The 20,219-nt window shown below is 40.5% G+C and carries 21 protein-coding genes; 18 read left to right on the forward strand and 3 right to left on the reverse strand.

Annotated elements, in window-relative coordinates; all coding sequences use genetic code 11:
- Positions 1–94: 94 nt before the first annotated feature.
- Positions 95–1,708 (reverse strand): L-aspartate oxidase, encoded by a 1,614-nt coding sequence (gene nadB, locus G3R48_RS01390; RefSeq protein ID WP_153661004.1) that lies wholly within the window; start codon positions 1,706–1,708, stop codon positions 95–97.
- Positions 1,709–2,368: 660 nt separating this feature from the next.
- Between nadB and rpoE the strand changes: the two genes are divergently transcribed.
- The 12 genes from rpoE (at position 2,369) to G3R48_RS01450 (ending at position 12,588) form a co-directional block, all read left to right on the forward strand.
- Positions 2,369–2,947: an RNA polymerase sigma factor RpoE gene (gene rpoE, locus G3R48_RS01395; protein ID WP_153661002.1), complete on the forward strand. Its 579-nt coding sequence runs from the start codon at positions 2,369–2,371 to the stop codon at positions 2,945–2,947.
- Between the two features lie 39 nt (positions 2,948–2,986).
- Positions 2,987–3,547, forward strand: coding sequence for a sigma-E factor negative regulatory protein (locus G3R48_RS01400; RefSeq protein ID WP_153661000.1), 561 nt, complete (start codon positions 2,987–2,989; stop codon positions 3,545–3,547).
- A 35-nt stretch (positions 3,548–3,582) separates the two neighbouring features.
- Positions 3,583–4,515, forward strand: a complete 933-nt coding sequence (locus tag G3R48_RS01405) for a MucB/RseB C-terminal domain-containing protein (RefSeq protein WP_153660998.1) — start codon at positions 3,583–3,585, stop codon at positions 4,513–4,515.
- A 31-nt stretch (positions 4,516–4,546) separates the two neighbouring features.
- Complete coding sequence (locus G3R48_RS01410; protein WP_380713992.1) at positions 4,547–5,053, forward strand: SoxR reducing system RseC family protein; 507 nt, start codon at positions 4,547–4,549, stop codon at positions 5,051–5,053.
- Between the two features lie 133 nt (positions 5,054–5,186).
- The gene (gene lepA, locus G3R48_RS01415; RefSeq protein ID WP_153660996.1) at positions 5,187–6,977 is read left to right on the forward strand and encodes a translation elongation factor 4; all 1,791 of its coding nucleotides are present in this window, start codon (positions 5,187–5,189) and stop codon (positions 6,975–6,977) included.
- A gap of 179 nt (positions 6,978–7,156) precedes the next feature.
- Positions 7,157–8,071, forward strand: a complete 915-nt coding sequence (gene lepB / locus G3R48_RS01420) for a signal peptidase I (protein ID WP_153660994.1) — start codon at positions 7,157–7,159, stop codon at positions 8,069–8,071.
- Positions 8,071–8,751, forward strand: coding sequence for a ribonuclease III (rnc, locus tag G3R48_RS01425; RefSeq protein WP_153660992.1), 681 nt, complete (start codon positions 8,071–8,073; stop codon positions 8,749–8,751). Before lepB ends, rnc begins: the two co-directional genes overlap by 1 nt.
- Positions 8,748–9,776, forward strand: coding sequence for a GTPase Era (gene era, locus G3R48_RS01430; protein WP_153660990.1), 1,029 nt, complete (start codon positions 8,748–8,750; stop codon positions 9,774–9,776). The genes rnc and era overlap by 4 nt, the downstream gene beginning before the upstream one ends.
- A gap of 30 nt (positions 9,777–9,806) precedes the next feature.
- Positions 9,807–10,517 carry a DNA repair protein RecO gene (gene recO / locus G3R48_RS01435; RefSeq protein ID WP_153662069.1) on the forward strand — a complete coding sequence of 237 codons (711 nt, stop codon included), beginning with the start codon at positions 9,807–9,809 and terminating at the stop codon, positions 10,515–10,517.
- Positions 10,518–10,686: 169 nt separating this feature from the next.
- On the forward strand, positions 10,687–11,424 hold the full coding sequence (pdxJ, locus tag G3R48_RS01440) for a pyridoxine 5'-phosphate synthase (RefSeq protein WP_212593175.1): 738 nt from the start codon (positions 10,687–10,689) through the stop codon (positions 11,422–11,424).
- Positions 11,424–11,804, forward strand: a complete 381-nt coding sequence (gene acpS, locus G3R48_RS01445; protein WP_153660988.1) for a holo-ACP synthase — start codon at positions 11,424–11,426, stop codon at positions 11,802–11,804. Before pdxJ ends, acpS begins: the two co-directional genes overlap by 1 nt.
- Before the next feature lie 262 nt (positions 11,805–12,066).
- A complete protein-coding gene (locus tag G3R48_RS01450) occupies positions 12,067–12,588 on the forward strand; it encodes an Mpo1 family 2-hydroxy fatty acid dioxygenase (protein WP_153660986.1) in 522 nt (173 codons plus the stop codon).
- 231 nt (positions 12,589–12,819) lie between these two features.
- On the opposite strand, the gene G3R48_RS01455 is transcribed toward G3R48_RS01450, so the two are convergent.
- Positions 12,820–14,100, reverse strand: a complete 1,281-nt coding sequence (locus tag G3R48_RS01455) for an HlyC/CorC family transporter (protein WP_153660984.1) — start codon at positions 14,098–14,100, stop codon at positions 12,820–12,822.
- Positions 14,101–14,237: 137 nt separating this feature from the next.
- Complete coding sequence (locus G3R48_RS01460; protein ID WP_153662067.1) at positions 14,238–15,026, reverse strand: cytochrome C assembly family protein; 789 nt, start codon at positions 15,024–15,026, stop codon at positions 14,238–14,240.
- Positions 15,027–15,317: 291 nt separating this feature from the next.
- Here G3R48_RS01460 and ffh point away from each other — a divergent pair, with 291 nt between their 5' ends.
- The 6 genes from ffh to G3R48_RS01490 all read left to right on the forward strand — a co-directional run bounded on the left by ffh (position 15,318) and on the right by G3R48_RS01490 (position 20,213).
- A complete protein-coding gene (gene ffh, locus G3R48_RS01465) occupies positions 15,318–16,691 on the forward strand; it encodes a signal recognition particle protein (protein ID WP_153660982.1) in 1,374 nt (457 codons plus the stop codon).
- 220 nt (positions 16,692–16,911) lie between these two features.
- A complete protein-coding gene (gene rpsP, locus G3R48_RS01470; protein ID WP_153660980.1) occupies positions 16,912–17,163 on the forward strand; it encodes a 30S ribosomal protein S16 in 252 nt (83 codons plus the stop codon).
- Between the two features lie 22 nt (positions 17,164–17,185).
- Entirely contained in the window at positions 17,186–17,716 is a 531-nt protein-coding gene (gene rimM / locus G3R48_RS01475) for a ribosome maturation factor RimM (protein WP_153660978.1), read from the forward strand.
- Positions 17,717–17,731: 15 nt separating this feature from the next.
- Entirely contained in the window at positions 17,732–18,478 is a 747-nt protein-coding gene (gene trmD, locus G3R48_RS01480) for a tRNA (guanosine(37)-N1)-methyltransferase TrmD (protein WP_153660976.1), read from the forward strand.
- A gap of 35 nt (positions 18,479–18,513) precedes the next feature.
- On the forward strand, positions 18,514–18,867 hold the full coding sequence (rplS, locus tag G3R48_RS01485; protein WP_153660974.1) for a 50S ribosomal protein L19: 354 nt from the start codon (positions 18,514–18,516) through the stop codon (positions 18,865–18,867).
- Positions 18,868–19,133: 266 nt separating this feature from the next.
- On the forward strand, positions 19,134–20,213 hold the full coding sequence (locus G3R48_RS01490; RefSeq protein ID WP_153660972.1) for a 3-deoxy-7-phosphoheptulonate synthase: 1,080 nt from the start codon (positions 19,134–19,136) through the stop codon (positions 20,211–20,213).
- The last annotated feature ends 6 nt before the right edge of the window (positions 20,214–20,219 follow it).

The following is a 20,219-nucleotide window of genomic DNA, read 5'->3' on the forward strand; positions in this document are numbered from 1 at the left end:
TATATAAGCACCGCTGATGGTGCTTATATGCTGTTCATAACACTGATTTTAGCCAAAGGTCAGTGGTGTTACTAACGTCATTCAGCCATTAAGGTTAATTGTCAGGCTTTAATACTGTGGGCTGTGGATTTTCAAGCTGCTGTGGGTAATCAAGATTGTAATGTAAGCCACGGCTTTCTTTACGCTCCATTGCACTGCGAATAATAAGCTCAGCCACTTGCACCAAATTGCGCAGCTCAAGTAAATTATTACTCACTCGGAAATTAGAGTAATACTCTTGAATTTCTTGTTGCAGCATTAAGCAGCGACGCAAGGCTCGCTCAAGGCGTTTATCCGTTCTTACAATACCGACATAATCCCACATAAATAAACGTAATTCATGCCAATTATGAGCAATAACGACTTCTTCATCTGAGTTACCAACCTGGCTTTCATCCCAAGATGGAATCGTGGGGTATGTGGTATGTTTATGCAATTGAGATTCGATATCTTGAGATGCCGCGCGAGCAAAGACTAAACACTCTAGCAGTGAATTACTTGCAAGACGGTTAGCCCCGTGAAGGCCTGTGTAAGCGACTTCGCCAATGGCATATAATCCATTGATATCAGTTTGGCCGTGAAGGTCGGTCATCACGCCGCCGCAAGTATAATGCGCGGCAGGTACAACCGGAATAGGGGTTTTAGTGATATCGATACCAATACTAAGGCAGCGTTCATAAATGGTTGGGAAATGCTTGATTATGAATTCAGCCGATTTATGGGTGATATCTAAATAAACGCAATCTGACCCAAGGCGTTTCATTTCATAATCGATAGCTCTTGCCACCACATCGCGTGGTGCTAACTCTGCTCTTTCGTCAAAGTCGGGCATAAACCTGCTGCCATCAGGGCGGCGTAGAAAAGCGCCTTCACCACGTAAAGCTTCGGTTAAAAGAAAGTTTTTAGCGTCGGCGTGATATAGGCAAGTAGGATGAAATTGATTGAACTCCATATTTGCCACGCGGCAACCCGCGCGCCAAGCCATAGCGATACCATCACCGCTGGCGATATCGGGGTTTGATGTGTACTGATAAACTTTTGAACTGCCGCCAGTCGCTAACGCCACAAATTTAGCCGAAACTGATTCAACATGTTCTTTATCTCTATTCCAAACATAAGCACCTAAAACCCTATTACCAGGACGATTTAACTTACGTGTCGTGATTAAATCAATGGCATTATAGCGCTCTAATACTTTGATATTAGGATGATTTAGTGCTTGATCTTGCAATGTGACTTGAACCGCTTTACCGGTGGCATCTGCCGAATGTAAAATTCGGCGGTGGCTATGACCGCCTTCTCGGGTTAAGTGATAAGGCGCTGACGATTCATCTCCGTCATTGACTTCTTCTTTATCAAATGCCACGCCGCAATTAATCAGCCACTTCATGGCATCTTTGGCATTCTCTGCGGTATAAGTGACAACTTGTTTATCACATAGGCCCGCGCCAGCTATTAACGTGTCATCGACATGGGACTCAATGGTATCACTTTCATCAAACACTGAAGCAATACCGCCTTGAGCATAAAACGTTGAGCCTTCAGCAAGAGGGCCTTTTGAAATTAAAATGACTTGGTGTTTAGCCGCTAAGTGAAGTGCAAGAGTTAACCCAGCAGCACCACTGCCTATGACTAAAATATCAGATTGGTGTTCAACAACTTGTTTCATCGGGTATCATGGATGGATAAGACGTTTCGATATGGTAAAACAATTCACCATTCATGGGTACTGAAACAAGTCATATTGTGTTTTTTTCATTGAATTATTTTGCTTTGGTGACGTTACGATATTTATATGGCAAGTGAATATGTCAATGGGGAGGCATATGTCACTTATTTCTGTAGACGATGGAATGTCTTTTGAGTTTAACAATTTGTATATCAGCAAGTCATAGGAAGGCTATTGAGTATCATGACGTTGTGGAACAGGGTAAAATAGTTCTACGATTGCTTTGTAAAATATTGAAAAATCAATAAAATGACCCAGAAAAACAGAGAACGTCATTACTTGTGGTTGCCACGATGAAAAAGATTGTCTTTACAACATTTCACTCGTGCATGTAACTTCCTTATAATGCCGATGTTGAAAACAATAAAAATTTATATAACCCTTATTTTATAAGACTTAGGACAAAGGGTTGCCCCATAAATGCATTATTAAATGATGTTTTTGCTTTCTTAATTAAGCGCTAAAGTAAGATGAGATAGCATAGAATAAATTTTTTTTAATAATATTTAGAACTTTTTTCATATCACTGAGTCTACTTAATAAGAGCGAGATTCGAGCGACAAAGAAATCAGTTATCAGATTTAGGAGTAGTCGGCTCGGATGAGTGGACAAGACAGCGATCAACAATTAGTTGAAAAGGTACAACAAGGCGATAAAAACGCATTTAACCTATTAGTACTTAAGTATCAAAACAAAGTGATGAGCCTGATTTCTAGATATGTAAGAAATCAAGCCGACGTAGCGGATGTAACGCAAGAGGCTTTCATCAAAGCGTACAGAGCTTTAGCAAACTTTAGAGGCGACAGTGCTTTTTACACTTGGCTTTACCGAATAGCCGTTAATACGGCTAAGAATCATCTTACTTCTCAAGGAAGGAAAGCACCGGCAAACGATGTCGATGTTGAAGATGCAGAATTTTATGATGGTAACGACGCACTTAAAGAATTTGCGTCACCAGAAAGAATGTTACTTAAAGATGAAATGAGTCATGTCATTTTTAGTACTTTAGAATCTTTGCCAGAAGAATTAAAAATGGCGATATCACTTCGTGAACTTGATGGTATGAGTTATGAGGATATCGCTAATGTAATGGAATGTCCTGTCGGGACCGTTCGTTCTAGAATTTTTAGGGCACGAGAAGCTATTGATAAACAACTCCAACCTTTACTTGAAAAGTAAAATTGGAAAGTAACAGCTTTAAACCAAAATGGGTGAAAAATGCTTAAGACAAATCAAGAGTGGATTTCTGAAGTTGTAGATGGCGAAGCCGATGCAAATGCTGTTTCGGCGATGGCTTCGGACACTAGCACACATGAGCAGTGGCAACGTTATCATTTGATTGGCGATGCTATGCGCGGTGAGCTACCAGAAAAAATCGATTTAGATTTAACCGCAAGTATTGCTGCTGCAATTGATCTTGAGCCTACGGTTATCGCACCGAAAGCATCGCCAGCGATTGAACTGCCTGAACAAAAAAGCAATGTGGTACCATTTTTTAAACAATTTGGCCAATATGCGATTGCGGCTTCAGTCGCGTTAGTTGCAATTCTTAGTGTTTACCAAACTCCGTCTGAAGATGAGTCGCCATTACCGGTTCTTAATACTCGCCCACTAGTTGGTAGTGTTTCACCTGTGAGCTATCAAACCGGTGCCGCACAAGAGCAAAATAATGAGAACCTAATTGAACAGCGCCGACGTGTAAATACTTATATTCAAGACCATATGTTACAGCAACGTCTTAATCCAAGTGTTGTCAATCAGCCAGCAGATAAGCAATAATAGCTGCCATTTCATCATTTTGTTAAGGAGTTAGCTTGCGCGTCTTCCTGCTAGCACTTTTAGTTTTATCTTTTCCTTCGCTTGCCAACGAAGAACTTTCAGCAAAAGCATGGCTTGATAACATGAGTCATGCGCTTAAAGATAGACAATACAAAGCGTCTATTATTCAATTGCAATCAAATCATATTCGTCCATTAATCTACATTCATGGCATTGTTGATAAATCTCCGGTTGCATTTTTAGAATACCTCAATGGTCCGCCTAAAAATATCGTTAGGATAGATAATACCGTCACCTTTATTGAGCATGACCAACCACCTTACAGTGTTACTTCTGCGAGAATACAAGGTATTTGGCCATCTTCTCTTGCTGGTGATATTACTCATCTAGCACAAGGTTATGAATTTGTCATAGGTGGTCGCAGCCGCATTGCTGGTCGTCCTGGGCAAATGATCCGTTTTATAGCCAAAGATGATTATCGTTATGATGCTCAGGTTTGGGTTGACATGGATACCTACCTGCCACTGCGTTTTGATTTGATTAATCGCGACAAACAATTACTTGAACAAACAATGGTTGTTGAATTAGTTGAATTGGATGAGCCTGCTAATATTTTAGTTGAAGCTAAAAAACAAGAATGGCCACCTGTGATGAATTCAGCTCAAAGAAATGAAGCGCAAAATTGGCAATTTAATTGGTTACCACAAGGGTTTGATATTGTAGTTAAAGATAACCATCGCCTTATTGGTAGCCAAGAACCCGTTGAGTATATTGCACTAAGTGATGGGCTGACTAACGTATCTGTTTATGTTGCTTTTGCAAAACACAGCCCTATGCCAGATAAGCTTATTACCCGTAATGGCTTGTCTATGGTCACCGAAATTGTGGGAAATGCCGAAGTGGTTGCCGTAGGTAAAATGCCTACCGAAACATTACAAAAAATTGCATCGAGTTTAGTGTTAAAATAAGCACAGACTCAATAACACGTATTTGGTAATTATGGCTGACACACAACATAAACCTTATTCACCTCAATTTGAACCAATTAGCTTGTTGGAAGAGCTTGCGCATGTCATCGATTATCAAGATGGCTGGGCAAGAGTTGAGGTTGAATTGAAAAGTGCCTGTAATCATTGCAAAAACAGTGATAATTGTGGCACAGCTACCGTTGCCAAAGCTTTCTCTGTTAAAACTCAACAGTTTTCAATCCCTTCAGCTAAACCTTGCTCGCGTGGCGACATTTTAAAAATAGGCCTTGCTGAAAGCGTTATTATTAAGTCAGCGGCATTAGTTTATCTTATGCCTTTATTGGGATTATTTTGTGCAGCAGCAGTAGGGCAATTATTAGGCACTGTTCTAAGTTTAAATCCCAATGCTTTTGCTATGTTGTTTGGGGCCGTTGGCGGCGTATTGGGTTGGATGGTTGCTAAGCGTTTAGCTAAAAAGTTAGAAAGACAAGCAGAACCTGTCATCATTCAATATCTAGGGCAACAACTTCCACAGTAAACCACCTTCATTGCAACAATTTACCTCCTAAGAATGACCGCTTTAGCATTAATCTCATTGGTATTCACCCCGTGATCAGGTACAATTTGCCACCTTTCTATTAATAACAATAAGTAGTCATCACAGCAGCATAATGAAACACATTAGAAACTTTTCGATTATTGCCCATATCGACCATGGCAAATCTACCTTATCCGATCGTCTCATTCAGGTGTGTGGAGGCTTAACAGACCGTGAAATGGATGCACAAGTCCTTGACTCAATGGATATTGAGCGCGAACGCGGCATTACTATTAAAGCCCAAAGCGTCACATTAGACTACAAAGCCAAAGACGGTGAAACTTATCAATTAAACTTCATTGACACTCCTGGTCACGTTGACTTCTCTTATGAAGTTTCTCGTTCGCTTGCCGCATGTGAAGGTGCTTTACTTGTTGTTGATGCGGGCCAAGGTGTAGAAGCGCAAACGTTGGCTAACTGTTATACCGCACTTGAGATGGACTTAGATGTTGTTCCCGTCTTAAATAAAATCGATTTACCTCAAGCTGAGCCTGAACGGGTGGCTGAAGAGATTGAAGATATTGTCGGTATTGATGCAATGGATGCGGTACGCTGCTCAGCCAAAACAGGTATTGGTGTTGAGGATGTGTTAGAGGACATCATTGCTAAAATTCCACCGCCAGAAGGTGATGTTAACGGTCAATTGCAAGCCCTTATTATTGACTCATGGTTTGACTCCTATCTAGGGGTTGTATCATTAGTGCGTATTAAACACGGCACCTTGAAAAAGGGTGACAAGTTTAAAGTGATGTCTACTGGACAAAACTACAATGCTGACCGAGTTGGTATTTTTACACCGAAACAAACTGATACTGCTGAGTTAAAAGCCGGCGAAGTAGGCTTTGTTATTTCAGGTATTAAAGAAATTCATGGTGCACCTGTCGGTGATACATTAACCCATGCTAAACACGGTGCAGAAGAAGCATTACCGGGTTTTCAACGTGTTAAGCCACAGGTTTACGCGGGTGTATTCCCCATTTCTACTGATGAGTATGAAAGTTTCCGTGATGCGTTAAATAAACTGAGTTTAAATGATGCGTCTTTGTTCTTTGAACCTGAAACGTCAGGTGCGCTTGGCTTCGGTTTCCGTATTGGTTACCTTGGTTTGCTGCACATGGAGATTATTCAAGAGCGTTTAGAGCGTGAATACAATCTTGATTTAATTACCACTGCACCAACGGTTGTTTATGAAGTTATTTTGACTAACGGTGAAACTGTTTATGTCGATAACCCATCAGACTTACCTGCACTAAACAATATTGAAGAAATTCGTGAGCCAATTGTTGAAGCCAATATCTTAGTACCTAAAGAATACTTAGGTAACGTTATTACATTATGTGTAGATAAACGTGGTATTCAAACTAATATGGTATATCACGGTAACCAAGTTGCGGTGACTTATCATATGCCGATGGCTGAAGTGGTTATGGACTTTTTTGACCGCTTAAAATCCACAAGTCGTGGCTATGCATCACTTGAATATAACTTTATTCACTTTGAAGCTGCCGACATGGTACGTCTTGATATCTTGATTAATGGTGATCGCGTTGATGCTTTAGCGATGATCATTCACCGCAATAACATTCGTCATCGTGGTTTGGCGTTAGTGGATAAAATGAAAGAACTTATCCCAAGACAGATGTTTGATATTGCAGTGCAAGCAGCAGTGGGCAGTCAAATTATTGCGCGTTCAACCATTAAAGCATTACGTAAAGATGTTACCGCAAAATGTTATGGTGGTGATGTTTCACGTAAGAAGAAACTGTTAAATAAACAAAAAGAAGGTAAAAAACGCATGAAGTCAGTGGGTAATGTTGAAGTGCCGCAAGAAGCCTTCCTTGCGGTATTAAAACTAAATGATTAATACAAATTAATTGTTTATTTTATAGAGTTATAACGCCGCGTATTGCGGCGTTATCGTTATTAATGTATTCCTAATAATATACCTTGTTACATTCATTAAACTGTATCTTAAGCGTATGCCGCGCATACTGAATTGATCATTGGTTTTTTGAACAACATCATTCTTGGAGTTAACCTGCAATGGCAGCCCATTTTTCTGTAATACTTGTTCTTGTCACGCTAATAAGTGGTTTGATTTGGCTTGTTGACGTTGTCTTCTTCGCCCCTAAACGCCGCGAAAGTTTAGAAATTGCCCAAGCAAACGGTGTGACCTTATCTGACGAAGATATGGATAAAATTATTCGTGAGCCGGTTCTTGTTGAAACCGCGCACTCTATTTTCCCTGTGATTGCGATTGTGATGATTTTGCGTTCATTTATTTATGAACCATTTCAAATACCATCTGGGTCAATGAAACCAACGTTACTGGTTGGGGATTTCATTTTGGTTGAAAAGTTTAGTTATGGTTTACGTGATCCGGTATGGCGTAAAAAACTCATTGAAACTGGCGAGCCTGAACGCGGTGATGTGTTTGTGTTCAAATATCCAGAAAATCCGAATATTGACTATATTAAACGTGTTGTTGGTTTACCGGGCGACAAGATTATTTACCGTAATAAGCAGTTATGGATTAAACCTGCATGTCACAGCGGTGAAAATTGCCCGAAAACAATTAAAATTGATCAAAAACAAGTTAATCAAGGAGAGTTCACCTTAAATGGTACGCCATTAAAACGTCTTACGGAACAATTAGGTGATGTAACTCATGATGTACTAATTAACCCAAGTAGAACCGACCCAACGCAGTTGTATTACCAACAACCGGGCTTACCTGCTACGGAATTTTTTGTCCCAGAAGGACAATATTTTGCAATGGGTGATAACCGAGATAATAGTACTGATAGCCGCTACTGGGGATTTGTTCCTGAAGCAAACTTAGTCGGTAAAGCGGTCGCAATTTGGATCAGTTTTGAATTTGATAGAACGCCTGATAGTTGGCTACCAACATGGGTGCCAACTGGTGTACGCTTTGAAAGAACAGGTGGCATTGTTTAATGGAACCAATTAAAAATTTACCAAGACTGTGTCGCACATTAGGCTATGAATTTAATAACATTGAATTATTAAAGCAAGCGTTAACACACCGAAGTGCTGCGAACAAACACAATGAACGACTAGAGTTTCTTGGTGATTCAATTTTGTCAGTGGTTATTTCTGATGCTTTATATCATCAATTCCCAAAAGTGACAGAAGGTGACTTAAGCCGTATGCGTTCAACCTTAGTAAAAGGTGAAACCCTAACGGTTATTGGTCAAGAGTTTAAACTAGGTGACTATTTATTCTTAGGCCCAGGAGAGTTAAAAAGTGGCGGTTTTAGACGCGAATCGATTCTTGCCGATGCCGTTGAAGCGATTATTGGTGCGATTTACCTAGATGCTGATTTAGAAGTTTGCCGTAAATTGTTACTCACTTGGTATCAACAGCGCTTAGCTGAAATCAAACCCGGCATTAACCAGAAAGACCCTAAAACATTACTGCAGGAACACTTACAAGGTTTTAAAAAACCATTGCCTGAATATCAAGTGGTGAATGTTCAAGGTGAAGCACATAATCAAACCTTTACAGTTGAATGCCGCGTACATGAACTTGACCAAGCCGTTACTGGTATTGCCAGTTCTCGTCGTAAAGCTGAGCAACTTGCTGCCGCTAAGGTATTGGAGAAAATCAAACCATGAGTAAGCATTCAGACAATAATAGCGACAACCATCTTGACGCATCCATAGAAACAAGTAATGAGCCAAGCTTGGATGAAATGCTGGCGCAGATGAATCAAGCATCGCCTGTTGCGGGCAGTCAATATGAACAAACTCAATGCGGTATGGTCGCCATTGTTGGACGTCCTAATGTGGGCAAGTCGACACTGCTAAATAAGCTTTTAGGCCAAAAAGTCAGTATTACCTCTAAAAAGCCACAAACCACACGTCATCGGATCATGGGGATCCATACCGATGGTGCAAAACAAATCGTATTTATTGATACCCCCGGTCTTCATATTGAAGAAAAACGTGCGATTAACCGTTTAATGAACCGCGCAGCAGCAAGCTCGTTGGCTGATGTATCAATGGTAGTATTTGTCGTTGATGGCATGACATGGACTGAAGATGATGAGATGGTACTCAAAAAGTTAAGTCATCGTAATGGCGACCGTAAAATTGTATTAGCCATCAACAAAGTTGATGAAATCAAAGATAAAGAAGCATTATTTCCGCACTTAGAAACATTATCTACGAAGTTAGATTTTGATGAAATATTACCTATTTCAGCTAGCAAAGGTACAAATGTGCAACGCTTACTTGATCTTGCTCAGAGCTCATTACCTGACGCGCCATTTTATTTCCCAGAAGATTATGTCACCGATCGTTCACAACGTTTTATGGCATCTGAAATCGTGCGTGAAAAATTAATGCGCTTTTTAGGTGATGAGCTACCTTATGATGCGACCGTTGAAATAGAACAGTTTAAGATGATGGATAACGGTGTTTATCAGATTAACGCACTTATTCTCGTTGAGCGTAAAGGCCAAAAGCGGATGGTGATTGGTAATAAAGGTGAACGCATTCGCACCATCGCGACTCAAGCACGTTTAGATATGGAAACTTTATTTGATAACAAGGTTTTCTTAGAAGTTTGGGTTAAAGTAAAATCCGGTTGGGCTGATGATGAACGAGCACTAAGAAGCTTAGGTTACGGTGAAGACTAAGCACTTTAATAATAAGGTTATAAGTTGATGATGCAGCGTGCTTATGTTTTGCATCATCGACCTTTTCGTGAGTCCAGTGTCATTGTTAACTTGCTTGTCGACGGGGTAGGACGAGTGGATGCGATTACTCGTGTCGGTAATGGAAAACGCTCAATCAAAAGCATTTTACAGCCCTTTCAACCACTACTTGTTCAGTTTCGATACCAACCTAAATCATCTGCTTCAGGGCTTCAAACCTTGTCGCAAATCGAACCCGCTTCAGTTGCACTGCCATTACAAGGCGATAGTCTATATTCGGGGATGTACTTAAATGAATTATTAGTCCGTTTGGTGAAAGTTGAACATCAAGCTGAATCATTATTTGTTGCCTATCACCAAACGCTGCTGAAGTTAGCTGGCGAATTCCATCCTAATTTATTACGTTATTTTGAAAAGCAATTATTGCAAGAGCTGGGTGCATTACCGCAGCTTGAATACGATACGTTAGGTGAAAAAATTGAAGCAGATTCATCTTATTTATTAATTGCTGAGTCTGGATTTCAAGTGGTTTACCGCGGCAATAATCAAGCCATGAATCACGCAAAAGGCACGTTATCTGGCGCCATGTTACTCGCACTTTCTCAGCATGAATTATTACCAGCGCATATAAATCAAGCTAAAGGATTAATGAGAAATTTATTAGCGCCTTTATTAGGGAATAAACCCTTATTAAGTAGGAAATTATTTCGACGTGAACGCTAATAATTGCAATCGAAAAACGCTAGAATAACTACAAATTTTATTTGCTAGCCGGTAACGTCTCATGCTTATCTCACATGTCCCAAACGGTCAATGTGCAGGATAATCGGGTCGACAAATATGATCATGGCGAGCAATTCATCGATATTGAAATCAAATTAAGGAGCAATGTGTGAGTGCTATTTTATTAGGAATAAACATTGACCACATCGCAACGCTAAGACAAGCTCGTGGTACTGAGTATCCTGACCCAATTCATGGCGCTGCCGTTGCTGAACATGCTGGTGCAGACGGGATAACCATTCATTTACGTGAAGACCGTCGCCATATTCAAGACCGAGATGTATATTTACTGGCAAAAACACTTAAAACGAGAATGAATTTCGAGTTTGCTGTGACGCAAGAGATGATTGACATTGCTTGTGAAGTTAAACCTGCTTATGCCTGTTTGGTACCTGAAAAGCGTGAAGAGTTAACCACTGAAGGTGGCTTAGATGTTGCTGGTCAGCTGGATAAAATAACATCTGCTGTGCAAAAGTTGGCTCAGCACGACATTAAAGTGTCGTTATTTATTGATGCAGATAAAGCGCAAATTGACGCAGCAGTTGCTTCTGGCGCGCCTTATATTGAACTTCATACAGGTTGTTATGCTGATGCTGAAAATGATGCCGAGCAAGCGTTAGAGTTGTCACGTATTGTTGAAATGGCAAAGTATGCCCATTCAAAAGGGTTAATCGTTAATGCTGGCCATGGGCTGCATTATCATAATGTTAAAGCAATTGCCGCGATCCCTGAATTGTATGAGTTAAATATTGGTCATGCGGTTATTGCACGCGCCGCCATTGATGGTTTAGATACAGCTGTCAGAGATATGAAGCAACTCATGCTAGAAGGCCGCAGAGGCGAATAATGGCAATTGTGGGTTTAGGCACTGATATTGTTGAGATAGCTAGGATCACTGCGCAAGTTGAGCGTAACCCACTTAGGTTAGCTCAACGTATTCTTACCGATGCTGAATTAACGATTTTTACTGAATCTAGTCAACCTGGGCGTTATCTCGCTAAACGTTTTGCAGCGAAAGAAGCGGCAGCAAAAGCATTAGGGACAGGTATTGGCCGTGGAGTATCGTTTCAGCATATTCACATTAGTAATAATGACGATGGTGCGCCACTTGTAAGTTTTACCGACGGCGCGTTGGCAAGATTACACCGTTTAGGTGGCCGACATGCTCATATATCAATTGCTGATGAACAACGCTATGCAACAGCAACCGTTATTTTAGAGTCGTAAAAATTGTTTTACTTTAAATAAAAGGCGCATTTGCGCCTTTTTCTTTTCCCTCAAACCATTTTCGTCTGCACATCATTAATGATTTATTGTCACAATGGATAATCCCATATTAGCTTTGGTTGGGTTTTTATGCTGTTTGATTTTAGCGCTTGGTTTTTATCAATTAAAGCACCTGCTTATTATGCAAGGTGAGCGTTTAGGGTTTTAAATGTCGAATGAATAGGTTAGATTAACAAAAAAATAACATTCGGTGGGCAACATTATGAAATCGGCAATAGAACAACTTTCTACCTATAAAAGCGTCCATTTAAACCCTAAAAACATCCGCACTCACTTTGTTGGCGTACCTATGATTATTTGGTCTATTTTCACCCTATTAGGTTGCCTACGATTTCAACTGTCGACAATTGAATTTAGCGCAGCGATGGTGTTTATGTTGTTAGTACTTGGTTATTATTTTATCTTGCATGCCAAGCTTGCATTGGGGTTAATGGTATTTATTATTCCAGTGTTATTGAGTTCAAACTATGTGGCAGTGGAAACTTCTCATCCGCTATTAATCGCCATTTCGGTTTTTGTTATTGGTTGGGGCATTCAGTTTATTGGACATAAATATGAAAAAGCCAAACCTGCCTTTATCGATGACTTAAATCAGCTATTAATTGGGCCGTTTTTTTTAATGGCAGAGGTTTATTTTTTACTGGGTTGGCAACAACAATTAGAGCAAGACATCACGCCATTAGCACGTGATAAACGCCGCGCATTAGAAGCTAAATTGCGCTAAGCACTGCTTTGTTATGTTGCTTTATTGCTCATGTTAGAGAAGTAAAAAAGTCGCCATATGGCGACTTTTTATTAGCAAGTGAATGAGACTATCAATGGCAATTTTTGTTGAGCTTGAGCTTGAGCGCTAATTGATTCGCATCATTTGTTTCTTTTTATAGCCAACCCTCATCTGATTACAAGGCTTTTATTGGCTTTGGCTAATGTCAGCTATGAGTGCTTCGTTATATTATTAACTTATCTTTGCTGGAGTGACTTTAACTGTTTTTACCATGTTATCAGCCACTGTTATCACCTCTAGCGGGTACCCGGCTATTTCTAAACAAGTATTGGCTGCTGGAATATCTTCAAGAAACTCAATAATTAACCCGTTAAGGGTTTTAGGGCCATCGGTGGGAAAGCGCCAATTCATTTCTTTATTCAATTCGCGAATATTAATCGTGCCATCGATTAAGTAACTGCCATCCACTTGTACATTAATTTCATCACTTGGATCTGGCAACATTGAGGTAGTAAAGTCGCCAACAATCTCTTCTAAGATATCTTCAAGCGTCACTAAACCTTGAATATCACCATACTCATCAACCACCAAGCCAATTCGGGCTTTGTTTTGCTGGAAGTTTGCTAATTGAACATTAAGTGGAGTGCCTTCAGGTATGAAATACAATTCTTTTACAGCACGTAATAGTGTTGATTTACTAAAATCTTCTTTTGACTGCAGTCGTAATGCATCACGCAAGTGAATAAAGCCAACGGCATCATCGATATTGTCACGATAAACTAAAACGCGAGTATGTGGGCTCTGAATCACTTGCTTGTTAATTTGTTTGAAGTCGTCATTAACGTTAATTGCGTAGATGTCTGAGCGAGCAATCATGACGTCTTCTACGGTGACCTTTTCAAGATTAAGGATAGACAGCAACATTTCTTGGTGGCGTTGGGGGATCAACGCACCCGCTTCATGTACTACGGTACGAAGCTCCTCTTGGCTTAATGCATCATTATTTTTAAGATCTTTAATTCCCAGTAACTTTAAGAACGTTCCGGTAATGTAATTGAGCGTTTTTACAAACGGTGACAGTAGTAGCGATAACCACTTTAAAATAAAACTCGAAGGAAAAGCGATGCGTTCTGGATGAATCGCCGCGTATGTTTTGGGGGTAACTTCTGCAAAAATTAAAATAACGACCGTTAATACTCCTGTCGTAATCGCAATACTGGCAGCTTCATCAATTTGGTACTGGCTTAATACACGCATACCAATGATGGTTGCTATAGAAGAAGCCAGAATGTTGACCAAGTTATTGCCGATAAGGATAAGGCCAATTAATCTATCGGGTCTATCAAGCATTGACATGGCGCGTTTTGCACCGCTATGCCCTTTAGATGCCAAGTGGCGTAAACGATATCGGTTTAATGACATCATCGCGGTTTCTGAACCTGAGAAATAAGCCGAAATTAGAATTAATACAAATAAAAAAATCAATAACGAACTGGTCGATATATCGTCCAAGAAAGTGCTCCAATGTGATTGCTAACAGACATGCGAAATGCAAAGCCTTAGTCCCAATCGACCATTATTAATTACTGTATCGAAGAGTCAAGGCTTAAGGTTGATTTCTTGTATTAGAAATCAACCTTGAGGAAGGATTAGTTAAGAATGAGTTCTTTGACAACGCGGGCGCCAAAGTAACCAAGCGAAAGCAGGAATCCGCCAGATAAACAGTAAATAACCGCCGTGCGCGTGCGACAACCGATAGTACGTTGTTGCCATAACATTGTGCCATACACACACCAAGCAATAAGAGATAATACGGTTTTATGGCCTTTGCCATCTTGAAACATATCATCTAAGAATATAAAACCACTTATAAGAGATAAGGTTAAAAATATAAACCCAATTAACACTAAATGATAAAGCTGCTTCTCTACCGTCATTAATGGCGGCATTGATGGGCTCATGATTAATGTCTTTTCTTTTAATTTCTTTTGGATTAAATACATTTGAATGGCATAAAGTGCGGCAATCATTAATGCGCTGTAGCCGATAAGTGATAACACAATATGAACCAAAACACTGGGGTGAGAAGCCAGTGGTTCAATGGCGTTTTGCTCTGGTAGCCAAAGCAATGCAACTGAAATGATTGAACAGGCATAAACAACAGGTACAACAACAATTACTTTTAAGCGAGTGATAACGAGCGTGAAAGACAGTGCAATTATCCAGTTAATAATTGAGATCACATTTGTGAGACTATAATTGAGTCCTTGCGGAGTAAAAACAACACAATATAAAGCTAATCCATGCAACCCTACAGCGATGGCCGAAACTCCCATCACTAATTGACGGTTAGGTCCGTCGGCATGAAATAAACGGCTAGATACTAATAATAACGAAATACAGTACAACAGCATGGCCGCTGTTGAAAAAACAACCATCAACGCAGGTTCAGTTGAAAAATTAACCATTTGGTTCAACCTTTTAATAATGTTAGAGCTTAATGAAAACGTAATTCTCATCAAACGATAATTAATCTTAGAATAACACGATTGTCTTACATTATGGCAGTGACTTAATGCGCATAATTTGACTGTATCGACATCATTTTCATAAATTTATTCATTAAAGGTTTTAAACGGTCACATATTGCTATGTGCAACACTCGCATCTAATACTGGTTTGGGTATAATAGCCGCCATTATCGAGTGGCTATAGGTATAACGCTAACCATGTTTGAGAATTTATCTGACAGATTATCCCGCACCCTAAAGAATATTAGCGGTCGTGGTCGGCTCACCGAAGACAATATAAAAGAAACATTACGTGAAGTGCGCATGGCCTTGTTGGAGGCGGATGTTGCGCTTCCTGTTGTGCGCGAATTTGTCAACAGCGTCAAAGAGCGCGCCGTTGGTCAAGAAGTCTCAAAAAGTTTAAGTCCTGGGCAAGCATTTATTAAAATCGTTCAAGCTGAACTTGAACGGGCAATGGGTGAATCAAATGAAGCATTAGATTTAGCCGCAACGCCACCAGCAGTCATTATGATGGCGGGTTTACAAGGTGCGGGTAAAACAACATCTGTTGCCAAACTCAGTAAGCTTTTACGTACTCGCCATAAAAAATCAGTATTGGTAGTGAGCGCTGATGTTTATCGCCCAGCAGCGATTAAGCAGTTAGAAACATTAGCCCAAGAAGTGGAAGTTGAGTTCTTCCCATCTGATGTCAGCCAAAAACCCGTTGATATCGCTAATGCTGCAATCGCTCATGCGAAATTAAAGTTCATTGATGTTGTTATTGTCGATACCGCAGGTCGTCTGCATGTCGATGAAGCCATGATGGATGAAATTAAAGACTTACATGCTGCGGTAACGCCTGTTGAAACCTTGTTTGTGGTTGATGCTATGACAGGTCAAGATGCTGCCAATACAGCAAAAGCTTTTAATGAAGCCTTACCATTAACTGGGGTGGTGTTAACCAAGGTTGATGGTGATGCTCGTGGTGGTGCGGCGTTATCGATTCGTAATATTACCGGTAAGCCAATTAAATTCTTAGGTGTCGGTGAAAAAACGGATGCACTTGAACCTTTCCACCCAGACCGAATTGCTTCACGCATTTTGGGCATGGGTGATGTCCTTTCATTAATTGAAGAAGTAGAACGTGGCGTTGATAAAGACAAAGCCATGAAACTTGCTTCAAAAGTGAAGAAAGGTGGCAGCTTTGATTTAGAAGATTTCCGTGAACAACTTCAGCAAATGAAGAACATGGGCGGAATGATGAACATGATCGAAAAAATGCCAGGTGTAGGACAATTACCTCCTGAAGCGCTTGCCCAAGTGCAAGAAGGTAAAATGACCGGACAAATGGAAGCCATTATTAATTCGATGACGGCCAAAGAACGTAAAAACCCTGATTTAATCAAAGGTTCACGTAAACGCCGGATAGCCAATGGTTCAGGTACCCAAATTCAAGACGTAAATCGCTTATTAAAGCAATTTAGTCAAATGCAAAAAATGATGAAAAAGATGTCGTCAAAAGGCGGCATGAAGAAAATGATGCGCAGTATGGGGGGAATGATGCCTCCGGGAATGAAGTTCCCAGGTAAATAACCACTTTATTACTGATGCGCATTGCTCATCAATATTAAATTCAATCACATCGGCAGAGATTTCGACCCACAGACAGGCATTGATTACTGTTATATGAACAGTTTTTGTTGCAATAGTTCTCAAGTCAGGTAAAATCTGCCAGCTTTCTTCTGGGACCTCTGCGAACACGGGTTCCAGTTTTTATTTTTGCTTCTTGCAAATCATTAGAGGAATAAAACGCATGGTTACCATTCGTTTAGCTCGTGGCGGCGCTAAAAAGCGTCCATTTTACAATATCGTAGTGGCTGATAGCCGCAATGCTCGTGACGGTCGTTTCATCGAGCGTGTAGGTTTCTTCAACCCAATGGCTCGCGGCCAAGAAGAAACTTTACGTATTGATTTAGAGCGTATTGAGCACTGGGTTGCTACTGGTGCTGCAACATCTGAGCGTGTTGCTAAGTTAATCAAAGACGCACGTAAAGCTGCTGCTTAATCGTGTTAGAAGGTATAGATAGATGAGTGATATCCAACAGCCAATTGTACTGGGTAAATTAGGCTCTAGTCATGGCATTAAAGGTTGGCTAAAAATCACTGCCTATACCGATTCTGTTGATGGTATTTTTAACTATTCACCTTGGTTGATTAAAGAACAAGGCGAATGGCGCGAAGTGAAAGTCAAGCAATGGAAACCCCAAGGTAAGGCGGTAATCGCTGAGCTAGAAGGCGTATCTAATCGCGAGCAGGCACAGATGCTTACTAATTGTGAAATCGCAATTATGCCTGAGCAGATGCAAAAGTTAGCTGATGATGAATTTTATTGGCGTGACCTTATTGGCTGCGAAGTGACTAACACTAATGGCTATAACATGGGAAAAGTCGATCAGATTGTGGAAACAGGATCGAACGACGTTTTACTGATTAAAGCTAACGTGAAAGATGCATTTGGCAAAGTGGAACGAATGATCCCCTTTGTCACCGAGCAGTTCATCAAACAGGTGGATTTGCAAGGCAAACAGATAATCGTGGATTGGGATCCTGACTTTTAAGTCGAGGTACAGCATATGTGGTTAGGGGTTATTACCCTGTTTCCAGAGATGTTTCGTGCTGTGACAGACTTTGGAGTGACGGGTCGAGCCGTGAAAAACGGCCTGCTTGAGGTGCAAACGTGGAATCCTCGTGATTTCACCCATGATAAACATCACACGGTTGATGACCGACCTTACGGCGGTGGACCTGGGATGTTAATGATGGTGCAACCTTTGCGAGATGCCATTCATGCAGCTAAAGCTGCATCGGGTGACAGAGCGAAAGTGATTTATCTATCACCTCAGGGACGCAAGCTGGATCAGCGTGGTGTTTCTGAGTTAGCTAAATCAGACAGTTTGATATTAGTGTGTGGTCGTTACGAAGGTATTGATGAACGCATTATTCAAGCTGAAGTAGATGAAGAATGGTCAATTGGTGATTACGTGCTTTCGGGCGGAGAATTACCAGCAATGACGTTAATCGATTCAGTTGCAAGACTAGTACCTGGTGTATTAGGAAAGCAAGCGTCGGCAGAGCAAGATTCTTTCTCTAACGGCATTTTGGATTGTCCTCATTATACGCGCCCTGAAAACTTAGATGGTATGGACGTACCTGCAGTGCTATTAAGCGGTGATCACGAAAAAATTAGAATCTGGCGGTTACAACAAAGTCTGAAAAGAACTTTTTTGCGACGACCAGAAATATTTGAAAATCTAGCTCTGACTGACGAACAATCGACTTTATTAGCGCAGTTCGTACAAAATACGGACGAGTCCGAATAGTCATCGCTTCAGTTTATTCTAGAACGGAGTAAGTTATGAACAACATCATTAAAATGCTCAACGATGAGCAAATGAAAACAGACGTACCTGAATTTGGTGCTGGTGATACAGTAGTAGTTAAGGTTCGTGTTACTGAAGGTAACAAAGAGCGTTTACAGGCTTTTGAAGGCGTTGTAATCGCAAAGCGTAACCGTGGTTTGCATTCAGCATTCACAGTACGCAAAATCTCTAATGGTGAAGGTGTTGAGCGTGCTTTCCAAACGCACAGCCCACTAATCGCAAGCATCGAAGTGAAACGTCGCGGTCGCGTTCGTCGCGCTAAATTGTACTACTTGCGTGAACGTTCAGGTAAATCTGCACGTATCCGTGAGAAATTGGCAACTAAGTAATAGTTTCCAAAAACAAATAAGATGCAGTGTTCGCACAACAACCCGCCGTAAGGCGGGTTTTTGTTTCTGGGAGAAAAGTTTTTAGATTTACACTTGCTTTCGTTTACCGCAAAAGGCATAGTTACACCAATATTGTAATGGTGTAGCGTTACAGCGCTACATTTTAAGCGTCAATTAAATGATTGAGTGTAAGGTGAATTGTTGACTCATTCAGGTTTTTAAGTCTTCATTATTGTTGAAAAAATATTATTTTAGCCGAGGCAAACATGCAACAAGATACTATTAACAATATTCATATTCGTGCTGAGCAAGTGCTGTCAACGCCAGCACAATTAAAACAAGAATTACCGTTAAGTGCCAAAGCGCAACAGTACATTCTTGATGCACGCAAAACGGTAGCTGATATTGTTCACAAACGTGATAACCGCGTACTGGTCGTCACTGGCCCTTGCTCAATTCATAATATTGAAGAAGCAAAAGAATATGCACTTAAATTAAAAAAACTCCACGACGAATTAAAAGACGATTTATATATCCTCATGCGTGTTTATTTTGAAAAGCCACGTACGACAGTGGGTTGGAAAGGGTTGATTAACGATCCTGATATGGATGAATCATTTGATGTTGAAAAAGGGTTACGTTTAGCACGCCAATTGATGATTTGGCTCGCTGAACTGGAACTTCCGGTAGCGACAGAAGCGCTTGATCCAATTAGTCCACAGTATATTTCTGAACTTGTTACATGGTCGGCAATTGGTGCCAGAACGACTGAGTCACAAACTCATCGTGAAATGGCATCGGGTTTATCAATGCCAGTAGGCTTTAAAAATGGTACCGACGGTAAGCTAGATGTGGCAATTAATGCGCTGAAGTCTGCGGCAAGTCGCCATCGTTTTATGGGGATTAATCAGCAAGGGCAAGTCAGTTTATTGCAAACGGCAGGTAACCCTCACGGTCATGTTATTTTGCGTGGCGGTAAAGCACCAAATTATGATAGCCAAAGTGTGCAAGCCTGTGAAAAGCAGATTCACGATGCAAAATTAAATGCACGTTTAGTGATTGATTGTAGCCACGGTAACTCTTCAAAAGATCATACTCGTCAAAAAATAGTAAGTGAAGATGTATTCAATCAAATTGCAGTAGGTAATAAGTCAATTATTGGTATCATGTTAGAAAGTCACTTAAACGAAGGCAATCAAGGTACGGATGATCCAAATGGATTAAAGTATGGTGTGTCGGTTACCGATGCTTGTATTGACTGGGAAAGTACAGAATCAATTTTACGTAAAGGTGCTAAGCAATTATCACCAATATTGCCAACACGCTTTACTGACCAACAGCTTTAAATGGTT

The sequence above is a fragment of the Shewanella intestini genome (assembly GCF_018221465.1).
In the GTDB taxonomy this organism is placed as follows: Bacteria; Pseudomonadota; Gammaproteobacteria; order Enterobacterales; family Shewanellaceae; genus Shewanella; species Shewanella intestini.